Source organism: Proteiniphilum sp. (genome assembly GCF_034927365.1).
GTDB lineage: Bacteria > Bacteroidota > Bacteroidia > Bacteroidales > Dysgonomonadaceae > Proteiniphilum.
On sequence record NZ_JAYFQD010000022.1, the window covers coordinates 16,447 to 32,007 of the forward strand.

14 protein-coding genes are annotated in these 15,561 nt (G+C 44.7%); 5 read left to right on the top strand and 9 right to left on the bottom strand.

Annotated features, from left to right (window positions below):
- Window positions 1-53: 53 nt before the first annotated feature.
- The 5 genes from pyk (at window position 54) to VB073_RS13725 (ending at window position 5,205) form a co-directional block, all read left to right on the top strand.
- A complete protein-coding gene (gene pyk, locus VB073_RS13705; RefSeq protein ID WP_323404756.1) occupies window positions 54-1,526 on the top strand; it encodes a pyruvate kinase in 1,473 nt (490 codons plus the stop codon).
- A gap of 109 nt (window positions 1,527-1,635) precedes the next feature.
- Window positions 1,636-2,268 carry an O-methyltransferase gene (locus VB073_RS13710; RefSeq protein ID WP_323404757.1) on the top strand — a complete coding sequence of 211 codons (633 nt, stop codon included), beginning with the start codon at window positions 1,636-1,638 and terminating at the stop codon, window positions 2,266-2,268.
- Window positions 2,269-2,273: 5 nt separating this feature from the next.
- On the top strand, window positions 2,274-2,612 hold the full coding sequence (rbfA, locus tag VB073_RS13715) for a 30S ribosome-binding factor RbfA (protein ID WP_323404758.1): 339 nt from the start codon (window positions 2,274-2,276) through the stop codon (window positions 2,610-2,612).
- Window positions 2,613-2,622: 10 nt separating this feature from the next.
- On the top strand, window positions 2,623-3,846 hold the full coding sequence (locus VB073_RS13720) for an FtsX-like permease family protein (protein ID WP_323404759.1): 1,224 nt from the start codon (window positions 2,623-2,625) through the stop codon (window positions 3,844-3,846).
- Between the two features lie 39 nt (window positions 3,847-3,885).
- On the top strand, window positions 3,886-5,205 hold the full coding sequence (locus VB073_RS13725) for a UDP-glucose/GDP-mannose dehydrogenase family protein (RefSeq protein WP_323404760.1): 1,320 nt from the start codon (window positions 3,886-3,888) through the stop codon (window positions 5,203-5,205).
- 10 nt (window positions 5,206-5,215) lie between these two features.
- Here the strand turns inward: VB073_RS13725 and gldN are convergent, their stop codons facing one another.
- The 9 genes from gldN to VB073_RS13770 all read right to left on the bottom strand — a co-directional run bounded on the left by gldN (window position 5,216) and on the right by VB073_RS13770 (window position 15,554).
- On the bottom strand, window positions 5,216-6,178 hold the full coding sequence (gldN, locus tag VB073_RS13730; RefSeq protein WP_323404761.1) for a gliding motility protein GldN: 963 nt from the start codon (window positions 6,176-6,178) through the stop codon (window positions 5,216-5,218).
- 118 nt (window positions 6,179-6,296) lie between these two features.
- Window positions 6,297-7,847, bottom strand: coding sequence for a gliding motility protein GldM (gene gldM / locus VB073_RS13735; protein WP_323404762.1), 1,551 nt, complete (start codon window positions 7,845-7,847; stop codon window positions 6,297-6,299).
- A 9-nt stretch (window positions 7,848-7,856) separates the two neighbouring features.
- Window positions 7,857-8,603, bottom strand: coding sequence for a gliding motility protein GldL (gene gldL / locus VB073_RS13740; protein ID WP_323404763.1), 747 nt, complete (start codon window positions 8,601-8,603; stop codon window positions 7,857-7,859).
- An 82-nt stretch (window positions 8,604-8,685) separates the two neighbouring features.
- Window positions 8,686-10,104, bottom strand: a complete 1,419-nt coding sequence (locus tag VB073_RS13745; RefSeq protein WP_323404764.1) for an SUMF1/EgtB/PvdO family nonheme iron enzyme — start codon at window positions 10,102-10,104, stop codon at window positions 8,686-8,688.
- Between the two features lie 154 nt (window positions 10,105-10,258).
- Entirely contained in the window at window positions 10,259-11,233 is a 975-nt protein-coding gene (locus tag VB073_RS13750; RefSeq protein ID WP_323404765.1) for a PorP/SprF family type IX secretion system membrane protein, read from the bottom strand.
- 275 nt (window positions 11,234-11,508) lie between these two features.
- Window positions 11,509-12,153, bottom strand: a complete 645-nt coding sequence (locus tag VB073_RS13755) for a hypothetical protein (RefSeq protein ID WP_323404766.1) — start codon at window positions 12,151-12,153, stop codon at window positions 11,509-11,511.
- Between the two features lie 27 nt (window positions 12,154-12,180).
- A complete protein-coding gene (locus VB073_RS13760) occupies window positions 12,181-13,278 on the bottom strand; it encodes a VOC family protein (RefSeq protein ID WP_323404767.1) in 1,098 nt (365 codons plus the stop codon).
- A 74-nt stretch (window positions 13,279-13,352) separates the two neighbouring features.
- Window positions 13,353-14,180 (bottom strand): SDR family oxidoreductase, encoded by an 828-nt coding sequence (locus VB073_RS13765; protein WP_323404768.1) that lies wholly within the window; start codon window positions 14,178-14,180, stop codon window positions 13,353-13,355.
- Window positions 14,181-14,222: 42 nt separating this feature from the next.
- On the bottom strand, window positions 14,223-15,554 hold the full coding sequence (locus VB073_RS13770) for a threonine synthase (RefSeq protein ID WP_323404769.1): 1,332 nt from the start codon (window positions 15,552-15,554) through the stop codon (window positions 14,223-14,225).
- Between the last annotated feature and the right edge of the window lie 7 nt (window positions 15,555-15,561).

The window sequence follows — 15,561 nt, forward strand, 5'->3', positions numbered from 1 at the left end:
AAAAACGTTCTTGAATGCTTGGTTTTTGAATCTTGGCTCTATATAACAAATATATGTATAAACATACGAAAATTATAGCCACCATTTCCGATAAACGCTGCGATGTGCCTTTTTTAGAGCAATTGTTCGAAGCTGGAATGAATGTGGTAAGACTTAATTCAGCCCATCTCGACGAGGAAGGATTCCTGAGTATTATAAACAATGTACGCACAGTTTCTGATCAGATAGCGATATTGGTAGATACGAAAGGTCCGGAAATCCGCACCACAGTATTGGAAAATCCTATTGAACTGAAAATCGGAGATAATATAAGGATCGTGGGAAATCCTGAAGGTCTCTCATCAAGAGAAACCATATATATCACCTATCGGAATATCACACAAGAGATGCATGTTGGCGATGATATTCTGATTGACGATGGAGAGGTTGATCTGGAAGTAATTGAGGTAGAGAATGACTCTCTGCTCTGTCGAGTCAAAAATGATGGTGTGATAGGTAGCCGTAAGAGTGTAAATATTCCCGGTGTACGTATTAACCTTCCTGCGATTACCGAACGTGACAAACGATTCCTTGAATTAGCCGTCAAGTATGATGTGGATTTTGTGGCTCATTCGTTTGTGAGAAGCCGTGAAGACGTGGAAGCCGTACAAGAAATCCTCGATAGCTTGAAAAGTCCTATCAAAATCATTGCCAAGATAGAGAATCAGGAGGGTGTGGATAATGCCGACGAGATACTGGAAGCGGCATACGGCATCATGATCGCACGTGGAGATCTGGGGATAGAAGTAGCACAGGAGAAAATTCCAGGTATACAGCGTGTGCTGATCAGAAAAGCCATTCATCATAAGAAACCGGTCATTGTAGCCACTCAAATGCTGCATTCCATGATCAATAATCCGCGTCCTACGCGTGCGGAGATCACGGATATCGCTAATGCGATCTATTATCGTACCGATGCCGTGATGCTTAGTGGTGAAACGGCTTATGGAAAATATCCGGTGGAGGCTGTACGTACTATGGCAAAGACAGCTTATGAAGCTGAATTGACGAAGTTGTCGGAAAATGATATCCGTGTACCTTATGATCCGGATGATAACCGTGAGGTTACGGAATTTCTAGCCAAACAGGCAGTGAAGTCGTGTGCCATACTCAATGTAAAGGCGATCGTGACTGATAGTCACACCGGCCGGACAGCCCGGGTATTGGCTGCATTCCGCGCAAAAAGCCCGGTTTATGCTATTACCACCACCAAAAGACTGGCACGGGAATTGGCCATGTCTTATGGTATATGGGCGGAATACCAACAAGGGAAAGGTGATGGTAATACCAAGGAGAGCCGCAGGGCTTATTTCACCGAGGCCATCAAGCAACTCATAGACAAAAATATGATCGAATTGCAGGATAGGGTGGCTTATCTCGGTGGTAGTTTCGGTGAAACCGGTGGAACTACCTATCTGGAAGTTGTAGATGCATGGAGAATTCTCGAAGCAAAAGAGAAATATAACCTGCCTGATTATACGATGTAACGTTTGAATGTGCCAATGTAATGGTATGTTTAACTGTTTAACTGGAAAGGGAAAGTTTGATTTTTAACGATTCAACGATTTAACAATTTAATATTCAAAGAGTAAACATTTGAGTAGCATAGAAGAGTACATACTATCCCATATAGATGCGGAACCGGAGGTGTTGAGAAAGATTGATCGGGATGCACATGTGAATATTTTGCGCGGTAACATGACTTCCGGACATCTGCAGGGGCGTTTTCTGAAAATGATCACCCAGATGATCCGCCCGAAGCGGGTATTGGAAATTGGTACTTTTGTAGGATATTCGGCTCTTTGTTTAGCAGAGGGACTTGAAGAAGAAGGAGAACTCCATACCATCGAAATTGATGATGAATTGGAAGAAAGGATTCGCAATAATTTTGGCAGATCGGAGCATGGATTCAAAATTCGCTTATACATAGGCGATGCATTGGATATCCTTTCCCGCTTTCCGGATGAGAGTTTTGAAATGGCTTTTATCGATGCCGATAAAGAGTCTTATTGGGATTATTTTGAGGCGATACTGCCAAAGATCGGAAAGGGAGGTTTTATCCTGATCGACAATACTCTCTGGTACGGGAAAGTGGTGGAAGAGGTGAAGAGTAATGATTGGGCTACCCAGGCCATTCTCTCTTTTAATAGGAGAGTGGCAGATGATGATAGGGTGGAGAAGGTGATTTTGCCCCTGCGTGACGGATTGACATTGATAAGAAAGAAATAAACAGCATGGATACGAACAGACAACAGAAAGTAAACCGGCTAATCCAGAAAGAACTAAGTGAGATCTTTCTGCTGGATGCAAAAAAAATGCAAGGGATATTGATATCGGTAACCAACGTAAGAGTATCTCCCGATTTAGGTATTGCACATGCCTACCTGAGTATATTCCCTTCAGAAAAGGCAGATGAATTGATTAAAAATATCAATGAAAATGTGAAGACAGTCCGTTATGATTTGGGTAAGAGATTGAGAAATCAATTACGTGTGATCCCTGAACTGACATTTCATGTGGACGATTCGCTCGATTACATTGAAAATATAGAAAGGCTGTTGAAAGACCAGTAAAATCCCGCGGGTGAATATTTCTTTTTTCATAGCACGTAGATATCTCTTCTCAAAGAAATCACATAATGTTGTCAATGTGATCTCTACTATATCAGTGTGTGGTATTGCTCTTGCTACTGCAGCCATAGTCTGCGTGCTTTCTATCTTCAATGGCTTTGGAGGTATTGTGGAAAGTATGTTCAATGCCTTCGACCCCGATCTGAAGATCACGGTAAAAGAGGGTAAAGTGTTCGATTATCATACGCCGGAATTTGAAAAGGCGTTGCAGGTAAAGGGAATACAACTCATTTCCGAATCGCTCGAAGAGAATGCACTCTTTATCTTTAATGAGAGCCAGGTTCCGGTGCTGATGAAAGGAGTATCCGAGGAGTTCAGGTTGATGACCGATATGGAAAAGTTATTACTGGAGGGATCGTTCAAACTACATGAAGATGTGGTGGATTACACTACGTTGGGGTCCGGATTGGCAATCACTCTGGGTGCACGTTCCAATTTTATCAGTCCTATTAAAATATATGCCCCCAAACGTGATGTAAAGGTAAACCTGGCAAATCCGGCTGCAGCTTTCACCCCTGCATACATTCAGATTGGAGGTATTTTCACCCTTAATTCTCCGGAATACGACGATCAGATGGCAATCATTCCTATTCAACTGGCGCGTGATCTTTTTGGGTATGAGAACCAGGTGACATCGTTGGATATCAAATTAGATGCCAACGCCTCTGTGTACAGGGTGAAGCGTGAGATACAACGTATCGTGGGAAATAATTTTCTTGTGGAAGACCGATTTGAACAACAAAAGGAATCGTACCAGATGTTACAGATGGAAAAATGGGTTGCTTTCCTTATCATGGTGTTTATCCTCTTGATCGCTGTATTTAATTTAGTAGGTTCACTTTCAATGTTGATAGTGGAGAAAAGGGATGATATCAAAAGCTTACAAAATATGGGTGCTTCAGACCAATTGATATCGCGTATATTTTTATATGAGGGATGGTTAATTGCCTTTATCGGTATCATTATTGGAATAGCTATGGGGTTGGTATTGTGTTTATTACAACAACATTTCGGACTTCTTCGCTTGAGCGATGTCCCCGGCGCTTATATCATTGATGCCTATCCGGTGATCGTGGAAGCACTGGATGTTATGATTGCCTTTGTGGTGGTAAGCCTGATAAGTCTGTTGACGGTACTTTACCCGGTTAACAACTTGAGGAAAAAAATCAGGAATTAAGGGGTGGACAGGTGTAGTGGGCTTTAATCTATAAAAAATATGAAGATAGCAATTGTTGGAACAGGGTATGTGGGATTAGTTTCCGGGGCTTGTTTTGCCGAGATGGGAATTGACGTGACCTGCGTCGATACCGACATCGAAAAAATCGATAAACTGAAAGAAGGAATTATTCCTATCTATGAGCCGGGATTGAAAAATATTGTGATGCGCAATTATGAAGCGGATCGACTTCATTTCTCGACAGACTTACCCTCCATTCTGAATGAGATGGAAATTGTATTTATTGCCGTAGGTACTCCCTCCGGCGAGGATGGTACCGCAGATCTTTCGTCTGTGATGGCGGTGGCGAATACCATTGGAAATTATATGTCCAGACCGTTGTTGATTGTTACCAAAAGTACCGTTCCGGTAGGTACTTCATATCGTATCAGGGATTTGGTGAAACAACAGCTCGATGAAAGGGGGCTGGATGATCTCCATTTTGATGTGGCGTCCAATCCCGAGTTCCTGAAAGAAGGAGCTGCCGTGAATGACTTTATGAGTCCCGACAGGGTAATTGTGGGAGTAGAAAGTGAGAATGCAAAGGAGCTGATGACAAAACTCTATCGTCCTTTCCTTTTGAATAATTTCAGGGTGATCTTTATGGATATCCTTTCGTCCGAAATGACGAAGTATGCCTCCAATGCCATGTTGGCTACCCGCATCAGCTTTATGAATGATATCGCTAACCTGTGCGAACGGGTAGGAGCTGATGTGAATATGGTCCGCCGGGGAATGGGGAGTGATTCCCGTATCGGCAGGAGCTTTCTTTATCCCGGTTGTGGTTATGGCGGCAGTTGTTTCCCGAAGGATATCCGTGCACTTATCAAGGTGGCGGAAGATGCCGGTTACAGGATGAGGGTGCTGGAAGCGGTGGAAGAGGTGAATAACCGGCAGAAAGATATTCTTTTTCAAAAATTCGAGTCCTATTTCAATGGTGAGATGAAAGAAAAGACGGCCGCTGTGTGGGGATTATCGTTCAAACCGGAAACCGATGATGTACGTGAGGCTCCTTCACTCTCTCTTATCAACAGACTTCTTGATGCCGGCGTAAATGTAAGGGCTTATGACCCGGCAGCCATGCAGGAAGTACGCCATTATTTGAATGACTCCATCTATTACGCTACCGATATTTATGATGCTGCCAATGGTGCCGACGCGCTGATTGTGCCCACCGAGTGGAAAGAGTTCAGGCTCCCCAACTGGAGTATCCTGAAAAAGATTATGAACAACCATATAGTCATCGACGGTAGGAATATCTACAGCATGGAAGAACTTGCATCCTACGGGTTTGCTTATAGCGGAATAGGTCAGAAGTAAATTCAGAAAATCAATATCTCCGGTCTCTCATGGAGATACCGGATGAGCTTGCCGGGGATTTTCTTTTTCCCCGGCTTTTTACTTCCCGTTGCTGGGGCACGAAAGAGTGATTCTCCTGTTTCCAGAGGTTTTTCTCGAAATCGATCAATTCCTGTTCAATCCTCTCCTGTTCAGCTTTCATCTCTTCGGGAGTGGAGGTGTACTGCGAGATGGATAAATTACGCGGGTTCTGGACTTTGTATATCTCCCCGTCGTACTTTCTCATACGAAAAAAGTCATCAATACTACCCCCCATGCTGTTATTCAGAGAAGATCCCATGACCGTTATATGCCGGGCATAGGGAGCCACGCCATCATATGAAACCCAGAAGAGTGGATATCTGGTAGAAGAGCCATAATCGTCCCGGCGTTGTAACACGGGACAGATAGCGAGTGGCCTCACCCTGAAAGAGGAGTTGGCCGTGTCGAAATAGTAGGCCTCTTTTACGAAATAACCTTCTACTTCATTTCCCGGAATATCGATATCATTGATTACGATCTTTCCATCGACTGTTTCGTAATAGATACCGAATCTGTCGAGCAGTTCCTTGAAATTAACCCGGTAATCCTCCGTGAACTCTTCCCGTCCGTCCAGATACTCATAAGCCGGGATACTGTTTTCTTGCAAGAGGTTGAAAAGCATGGTAAACAGGCTTATTTTCCCATTTGTTGGTGTGACAGGGTAATAGAGTGGGGCATTTGCCTCCTTGGTGAGATCGAGATAACGGTAGATGATACGTGACCATTTGGCATTTTCTATACTTTCATCGTTATGACGGTTTTTCTGTTCCATGCGGATATTTGTTCCGGCTTCCTGCTGTTGCACCGTATGCTGCCGACGCCTTTCTATTCTTTCCCTCGCTGTCTCCTGAGCGGTTAGAGCACTAATCTCCCCCACGAAAAGGATCAATATCAAAAATAGTTTTGTTTTCATATTTTTCAGATAGAACCAAGAGCCAAGACTTTATTAATTGACAATTGAAAATTGACAATTGAAAATGACTTCTCCACTTCTTTTCTAATTAGTCTCATTGGCATATTAGTCACATTAGTCACATTATTCTCACTTCCATCACTGCAATCTCCCGCTCCGTACCGTCGGGTCCGGTAGCCCGTACTCCCGAGATATAGAAATAGCTTCCCCGCGCCAGTCGTCTTATCTGTTCTTTTTGCCTTTCAGAGAAACGGTTTCCGTCGGATATTTCGGGGATGGCATTTCCCATGGAGTCGAAGAAGACAGTACGGAAGCTGATTACCCTGAAGGGAATGGAAAGGATCCCGTCGTCGATGGCAGCTTTGATCTCTCCGGCATTCATGAGGGCTGCCTTCTGTAATCCTCCACCCTTGAACATCACAGGATTTCCGTTGGTATCTCTGTATTCAATATAGGGAGAAGGATCAGGAAGAGCTCTCACCCTGAACTCTTTCACGGCCACACGACGAATATCTCCACCTCCCGTACGGGCTGATACTGTTATTGTAATCTCCTGTCCTATGGTTGTGGGGCGGGCAATCCACATGCTGCCCTGACGGTTAAGCGTACCATTGGAGATGGTTGCGCTGACATCCTGTGGAGCAATGCCCGGGACGGAAATACCGATCTCGTTATCGATGCCCGCATAGAGCACATTCATCAGTGTAGATGCGATAGTGGCTATTGGCTCGATTACGGTATAGCTGCTCGAGAACGAATGACGGTTTATGTTACCGTCGTTACCTGCCACCTCCAAATACCCTTCTACCGGGAATGTGCCGGTATGATCGGCTCTGACCGAAAAATAACCGTTCCCCTTCATATTGAGAGCCTCTCCGTTGACTCTAATATGGGGTTGCCGTGTGGAATCCTCCGCAGAAAGCACTATGCGTGCATTATAGGAGCTACCTTGGATCACAATATCGGATTCGGGAATGATATAGGCATTCAGCCGGTTTACACGGAAATCCCCTATATCCACATTGTGCAGGATATTGGCCAGCGCCTCCCCTTCCGAAGATCGGATATCGTTTTCTATTTTTGTCAGCATAGTGATAGCGGCAGCTAATGGCATCTGCTCGAAAAGAGAAGCTTCCCAACTTTTATTGGCTGAATGTGATTGTGTGCTGAGATTCTTTTCGATAATGGCCCGGCGGGTAGTGTCTGTTACGAATTGCGTGATGGAATGGCGATAAGTATCAATGGCATTTCTGAACTTCTTCCCTTCGCCGTTAACTGGCGATAACATGATCACGGAAGCGGCTTCCAGATCGTCTTTGTGCCTGATATCGTTGATATCTGCTTTTCTGCCATCAGCTTCACGTACCATCCGCAGTTTCAGGTCATCTATATATCGGATCAGAGAATCACTCATGGAACGCACCCTGATCCCTTTGTGGTACCATTCGTCCGCTTTCTCCGGATTTTGTATATGGTATGTCTCCAATTCATCCATGATAAGTCTGTTCCGTTCCAGCATCGTGCCGGATGAATCTCCCAGGCTATTATCCACCAGTTTGAATCCATCAAGCACTTCAACCGACACGTTAAGTGCCAGCATCGCAATGAAGACCAGATACATCAGGTTGATCATTTTCTGCCTGGGGGAATTGGGACTGTTGACTGCCATGCGATAGGATTATGAATGATGATTGGCTGGGTTATCCTGGCTGTGGATTGTCATGGCATGTAACATACGGGAATAGACCTGATTTAATTCCTTAAGCTGATCTGCCATTTTTCCGGTCTCTACCTTAATGGCAGATCCATCGGGGAGGGTGTCACCATATACATCTTTAAGGCGGTTTAATCCCTGATTGATTTGTTCAATAGTCGCCAGCTGACTGCTTACGCTTTTGAGTTGTACTTCGTAGATTGAGTTAAGTCCCGATAAGGTACGGTTCAGATTTTCCATCTGTCGACCATATTCTTCTGTGTGCGACGATAAACCGGAGGGAATTTCATATCCGCCTCCCTCAGGTGAACTGGTTTGAATTATGGACGAAACTGTTTTTTTCCCTGTGTTATTGGTAACAATACCACCGGGATAAGTTGGTTGATTTGATATTGGTTCTGTTTGGTGTAAGGTACCGGTATTGGTTCCTATCCCATTTTCAATATTACCCGAGGAAAGCACGGGAAACACCTGTTCCCAGTTGTAGTCGCGTATCGGTGTATCGAATGCGGAAAGGATAAAGACAATACATTCGGTAGCCATACCGATGAAGAGCATTTCGTTACCGAATGGGAAATGCAGCAGTTTGAACATTGCGCCGAGGATGACGACGGCAGCACCGAAGCTGTAGGCAAAGTTGACGAATCGTTTTCCCCGTTCGGTCTGAAGGAACCGTTCAAGTCTGTTTTTATATCTTTTGTAGGCGTTCATTTCATTTCTTTTAGAAGTTAAGAACTCATTATCCATTTTCCATTGTCAATTGATAAAGTCTTGCATCTTGGTGCTCTTGAATCTATTTTCCCGAGCTGACCTGTGTCCTGACGCACCGGAATCCGATGTAAGATCGTCCCCGGTTCTGATGTTCGCTGTCACGCATATCTGAACGGATGAAGGTGGATATATCCTTCCAGGAGCCTCCTTTCACCACTTTTCGTTTCAACGCATAGGGGTCATCCGTCGTGGCATTGTAACTGTATTCGGGATTGAGATCCCCCATCAGTTCATTCCCCGACTCGGTATAAGCAGAGGAGGTCCATTCCGCCACATTTCCTGCCATATCGTATAGGCCGGAGTTATTGGGCTTGAAACTCCTCACCTTGGCAGGAATGAGATGATTATCGGCGCCATAGGCTCCATCACCCGGTTTGAAGTTGGCCTGAAAACAGCCACTTTCACTTGTCGTGGCATTGGAATCCCACGGATATCTGTTGTCGGAATTGGCATTTCTGGCAGCCATCTCCCATTCCGCCTCGGTCGGAAGTCTATATTTCTCTATGGTAACCCCTGTCTTGTTAATGCTTCGGCGCAGGAACAGGGTACGCCACTCGCAGAAAGCAGTTGCCTGTTCCCAAGATACTCCTACGACCGGATGATGTGCGTATGCAGGATGGGAAAAGTAATTGCGTAAATAGCGTTCGTTGTCGGCATTTGGGAAATCGTTTACCCAACAAGTCGTATCAGGATAAATATTGACGATACGTGTGTGTACGAAATCGTACAGGCTGCTCAACGGTCGTGTAATAGTCTCATTAACGATACGTCCGTCGGGAGCTATGTAGGCAGTATCTTTTGATATCATGATCACCTCATTCGGATTGATAGATATATCGCTATTCAATGTCCTCTCGGAGGGATTGAGACGATGCTGGCGTCGTGCAGCCTCCGCCGCATCGAACCATTCATAGCGGAAATTCATTTGACGGGCATCCAGCATTTTTTCTCCTGTAATGGGATGCGTTGCATAAATACTGTTGATAGCCGCTTCTTCCTCTTCTGTATTTCTTGTCCATGGAATAGGGATTCTCCAGTTCAAGCGGGGTGTGACAGGATCACCATATTCATCTTCGGTAATCTTGTAAAGATCATCACCCGTATATGCAGGGTCTGACAATCGCTCCCGGATGATAGAGTCACGTACCCAAAAGACAAACTGTTTATACTGTGAATTGGTAATCTCAGTTTCATCCATCCAGAAGTTATCTACCGATACCCCACGTGTAGGGATGGAAATCCCCCAAAGGGAGTCTACCTCAGCCGGTCCCATGATATAGGCACCCCGTGATACTAGTACCATGTTATAAGGCGTAGGTTCTCCCCACACCTTTCCTACAGGTATGCCGGTCAGCTCCCCGCCGATACTGCTCCCGATCCCGCTTCTGCCACAGGAAACAATCAAAATCAGTATCAGTCCCAATAGTATATATTTCTTCATAATTATCAATTATTTGAGAACCAAGACTTATAGAACCAAGACTTATAGATTTTCTCAATCTTTCAATTAATCTTTATCAATCTAATTTCTAATTTACAGCTTATTAACTCCAGATATCCACTTTTCCACCTAATCACCTATACACCTAACCACTTTACAGCAGCCTTATGCTCTTATGTGGCTGTCGTTTCGGTTTGAAATAGTCGAACGGGAAATTATACCGGAGATGGAGTTCATGACTCCCTTTGCTATTTTTTCCTATCCCCGAGGTATGTATGCTATAGGCATATCCCAGTTCTACATCGCGAATAACGGCTCCGGCAAAAAGCACGTATCCGTCGTTTATCTTCCAGGATGCACCTCCGGAAAATTTCTTGTTGTATTCCAATCGAAGGGTAGCGTGCATTTGGGTAGTGTTCAAATCAGTGCAGACCCATACCATCGGTTCTATTTCTAACGAATGAAACAGGCTAATATTGTATCCGGCCATCAAATAATAGGAACGGGGAATGGAAGAACGTGTGGAATCATTCTGTATATCCATCGTGAGAGAGTCGTTGTGTACATAAAATCGGGGTTGGTTAACATGCATCGCCGACAGGCTTGCGAAGAACGCTTTTCCGGTCCAGGAGATACCTGCTCCCAAATCGATCACCTTTTTGTCAGCCGGTTTCACTCTTATTGTACCTCGCCTGAGTTGGAGGGAATCCATCAAGATATGTTTACTTCCTGCATCGAAATGTAGGTCGTATACTCCCGCCTGTATTCCTATATTCAGAAAACCTTTTCCTATCTCCTTTTTGAAATTGTATTGTGCTGCCATCAATGAATTGCGGAGTTCACCGATGCTTTCGTTGTACACTGCCAATCCGGCGCCATGTCTCTTGCCGAAGAATTCAAAAGGCATGGTGGCGGTGAGGTATAGTTGGCGGGGTGCATTCTCTATACCATGCCATGGATATTGATAAAGGACGTTGGTGTTGATTGCTTCCTTCTCTCCGGCAAACGAAGGGTTGAAATAACTCTTTAACGCCCAGTATTGGCCGGGCGAATCATCCCACTGTGCCTGCAGGTGGAAGAGGCCACAGAAGAGGAATAGCAATATCCATAAAAAGCACCGTTTTCCCATTATATCTATAACTGAAAAACGGCGAAAAAATTGTGTGAGATCATCGTATCGTTACCGGAGTAAGGGGCTAAACGCTTTTATTGGATAAAAAGCACATTATATGTAACCTATAATCCCGTTGACTATTTAATTTTTTTATATATAGTAAGTTGGTTGATTTGTAAAATATATTTAGTCGTGAAAATCAACAAACACAAAAATATTATTCGCATCACCTTCTTCAATGTGAGAAGCAGTCAACTCCTTCAATTAAATTCATTACTATACCACTTGTATTAGAATCTCCCCGTTTTCAAGAATTGTGCGGTAAGCTTGATTGTTTTTCTGTTGTGTAAGATGCCAATATGGTTGCTTTTTACGATGATGAAATCTTTTTCTGTCCCGAGTTTTGTTTCTTCGGGTCTGATCTCTCCGTCGTTGTCTTCCCCGATAAGGGGGTTATATCCCCATTTATGGCCTGATATGCCTGCAATGATTCCTACATCGGTAGAAAAATCTACAGGTAGTTTTTTTGCCAAGGAGCCTTTGTCATCTTTTATATCTCTCAGATTTACTCCTATAATAAAACGAAGAAAGGCGTATCTATGTATATAATTGGCACTGATGGTTCCCTGGTTGGGTGGGGCAATCATCACGATTCGATGAATTTTGGGGAAATTCAAGTCTTCCAGGGAGTATTGAAGCATGGCACGAAGAACTAACCCTCCCAGTGAATGGGTAATGAACGATATTTGTGATGGATTCTCCTTTTTTATACGATCGTATAAATTTTTTCCAGCTTTTAAAATAGGTGTTTTTCTGCTTTTATAAGAAAACACCTCCGCTTCAAAGCCATTTTTCTTTAGGAATCTCCTCATGCTCCCATACTCGTAGGCTCCACCAAGAATTCCATGTACGATATATACTTTTTGTTCCTTCATTTTCGGGAAGAGGGAATAAAAAAGTAATTACCCTAATTTTTCCGGTTTTACCCGCATAAATCGGAGCATACCAAGCATCCATTTTGGAAGAGGTTTCTCGGGATTCCTATTCTTCAAATTGAGGCTTAGGCCCAGTTTTTTTACGACTGGTATTTTGTGGGTCTCCACAAACTCGATCAGTGTGCCATCCGGATCTTCGATATAGGCGAATTGTCCGGCGGCATCACCCATATCGAACGAATTACCATTCATCATATTCTGGGTGGTATCTACAGTGAAGGGATGTCCTAAGGCTTCACACTTTTTACGTAGTGCATCCATATTGCGGATATCAAAACATACCTGGATAAAGCCTGGGTCGCCCCAGAAGCGTCCTTCGTAGAGTTTCCTGGGGGTGCGTTCCAATGTCTGCACCAATTCGATATAGGAAGGGCCCAGCAGTTCACTCAGGCTTCCTTTCCTCGGTTGTGCATGTGTCAGCAGACGACGGCGGAATTGTTGTTTCCCTGAGGGTAGGGCTTCGAAATCGGGAAAAAAGCCGGTCTCATCAGCGATGATGGTATCGTAACCCAGGATATCGCGGTAGACAGTCATCGCCTTGTCGATATCGGTCACGCCGATAGTTACACCGACCGCACCACCGGTCAGCTCTCCTTCATCTTTGAAGAGATAGTCGTCTTGTACCAGTTGGAAGAGATTCCCGTAGCTGTCTCTCATATAGAAAGTCTGATGACCGTCAATATTTTGATGGAGTCCTCCGAGGATATTGGTTTTCGGATTTTTGGAAAATTCTTCAAAGGCACGCGCCACGTTCCTGCTTTTTACTTTGCAGATTAATACCCCCAAGTCTCCCATATTCAGGGTAAATCCGAGTGGTTGAGGCTTTCGTTCCGAGTATTGCCATACTTCAAATCCTCCACCTCCCTGCATGTTGATGGCGATCAGGGCGTGCCGCCGCTGCGGTTTACCACCTGTGTAGGGAAGCATGAATTCTGCTACTTTATCATCTTCAAGGATGCGGATATCCATATTGAACAGGTCGATATACTCTTTCCATGCCTGGTAGAGGTTTTCTACGCCGATACCTACCTGTTGAATGCCTGCAATAATATATTTGTCTTCCATATGAGTTGAAGTTTAGACACAAGAGCCAAGACACAAGAACCAAGATATAAGATGTATAAACTCATTTGATACAATTACGTTGCCTTGATCTTTCTGATCATTTTTCTCGCCAATCCGGGAAAGAACCTTTTGATATGTACCATCATCAATTCTTTGCCGCCGATAAACACTTCGGGTTTCTGTTTTTCTATCGCTTTCACGATTTTCTCCGCTGCTATTTCCGCAGAAATGCCGCTGTTCTGTCCGTCGTCCATCTCTCCATGTTTCTTGCCGTTGGCTTCCAGAGCGTTATAGGATATATTTGTCTTTACCCGTCCGGGACAGACCATCACCACCCGGATATTTCGGTCGTAGTATTCTGCATGAAGCGTTTCAAAGAATCCGTAGAGGGCGAATTTAGAGGAAGCATAAGCCGAACGTAGCGGGAAACCGAATTTTCCGGAGATGCTGGTCGTGACGGCAATAGTACCCCCTCCCTGTTTGATCATTTCCGGTAGTAACCGTTTCGCGATCTTTACTGGTGCGAAGAAGTTCACTGCCATAATCTTTTCATCCACCTTACTGCCTGTTTCCAGTATTGTGGAGCGTTGACTGATACCGGCATTTAAAAATGCGATGTCGATTTTTTCGAAAGCGGCAATGGCTTTATCGGTCAGTTCTTCGATATGTCCCAAGTCAGAGAGGTCGTAAGGCAATATCACACATTGTGCACCCAACCGGATACACTTTGCACGCACCTCTTCCAATTTCTTTACTCGACTCGCCGTAAGAATCAGATTGACTCCCTGCCGTGCGTAAAGATAGGCACATGCCTCACCGATACCCGACGAAGCTCCTGTAATCCATATGGTTTTCTTTTTAATCGACAATTGACAATGGATAATTGACAATGAATTCTTCAAACTTTTTTTTAATTAGTCTCATTGGCATATTGGCACATTAACCTAATCCCTCATCACCTCATTCCACAACTGTGCCCGGTAATCCTCAATGGAGTGGGGGGCACACTCATCCACATTGTATACATTATGGGATGTATATATCATTTGCTCCAGGAAGTAGGGTGCACGGTTAGGCCCTTCGCCGATATTGAGAAGCACTGTCTCTCCGTTTTTGATCAGGTTTTTTCTGAGTGCGAGGAAAAATCCGGCAATGGAGACAGCGGAGGCCGGGCCAGGAATCACCTTCTGTTCATAAGCCGTTAGTTTGCCCACAGGTACCAGTTTCTTTTCCCGCATCCGCAGGAAGCTTCCCCCCGACTCTTTTACTAGTTTTGCCACGATGGGGTAGGTGGCGGGGTTACCTGTCGCCAGTGTGGGCACTTCTGTTTGGGGGCTTTGGATAATGGGGTATTTCTTCTCGAATCCTTCGGGAAATCCGGCAGCTTCGGCATCTTCCCACGCTTGTACCATCGGGTCGCAACCGTCTGTCTGTACCAGCAGGAAGCGAGGATTCTTCAACTCTGGATAGATATGTTTGATTTCCCGGATACCTTTGTCGATAGCTATAGGACCTGTACCGCCACTTACAGCCTGGATATAGACATCGGGGAATTTGTCCATTTGCCGGAGCCATTCAAACACCATTGTTTTCTTTGCCTCTACCCGGATAGGGTCGATATTGCCGGTCGACATCGGGATATTGTGAAGTTTGGCGTATCCTGCCGCGATTTCCTTAGCTTTGGCATAATCTCCCATCACACGGAAGACTTGTTGGCCGTAGGAACTGATCGTGGCTTCCGATGTTTTGATGGCATCTTCCGGCATAAATACCGAACAGTTTACTTTTGCAAGTGAAAGGTATTTGGCGTAAGCGGTAGCTGAATTCCCTGTGGATGCGATACAATATTGATTTATACCGATCTCGTTGAAGAGGCTGGCAGCCAGCGAAGCGGCGATATCCTTAAAGGTACCTGTTCCTCCGTTCAGGTCGTTCCTGTAGACATGTACATTGAGATCGAGACCGTATTTCTTTTTTGCGAGCTCCTCAAGGAATGTCCACCGCTCTACCGGAATGGCACCTTCCCCTTTCGAAATGATATGCCGTCTTCGTAACAGCGGAAGAAAGGTAAAATAATTCCAGAAGCTACTGGGATTCCGGCGGGCTATGAGCCTTGATAACCGCTGGTAGCGACGGTTGTACCATACTTCGGAATGCTTGCTCCCACATTTAGGACATTGTTGGTTCTGCTCGAACCAGGTCCAGAAATTGGGAGTCACATGTCCGCATTGGGTACAAGCCAAGTGGTATTTGTGCTGAATCTTTATACGAAGCATTCTGGAT

Coding starts and splice junctions, on each gene's coding strand:
- gldL (WP_323404763.1), bottom strand. CDS start 8,603: ATGAACGCCTACAAAAGATATAAAAACAGACTTGAACGGTTCCTTCAG.
- VB073_RS13745 (WP_323404764.1), bottom strand. CDS start 10,104: ATGAAGAAATATATACTATTGGGACTGATACTGATTTTGATTGTTTCC.
- VB073_RS13750 (WP_323404765.1), bottom strand. CDS start 11,233: ATGGGAAAACGGTGCTTTTTATGGATATTGCTATTCCTCTTCTGTGGC.
- VB073_RS13760 (WP_323404767.1), bottom strand. CDS start 13,278: ATGGAAGACAAATATATTATTGCAGGCATTCAACAGGTAGGTATCGGC.
- VB073_RS13725 (WP_323404760.1), top strand. CDS start 3,886: ATGAAGATAGCAATTGTTGGAACAGGGTATGTGGGATTAGTTTCCGGG.
- VB073_RS13755 (WP_323404766.1), bottom strand. CDS start 12,153: ATGAAGGAACAAAAAGTATATATCGTACATGGAATTCTTGGTGGAGCC.
- VB073_RS13770 (WP_323404769.1), bottom strand. CDS start 15,554: ATGCTTCGTATAAAGATTCAGCACAAATACCACTTGGCTTGTACCCAA.
- pyk (WP_323404756.1), top strand. CDS start 54: ATGTATAAACATACGAAAATTATAGCCACCATTTCCGATAAACGCTGC.
- gldM (WP_323404762.1), bottom strand. CDS start 7,847: ATGGCAGTCAACAGTCCCAATTCCCCCAGGCAGAAAATGATCAACCTG.
- rbfA (WP_323404758.1), top strand. CDS start 2,274: ATGGATACGAACAGACAACAGAAAGTAAACCGGCTAATCCAGAAAGAA.
- gldN (WP_323404761.1), bottom strand. CDS start 6,178: ATGAAAACAAAACTATTTTTGATATTGATCCTTTTCGTGGGGGAGATT.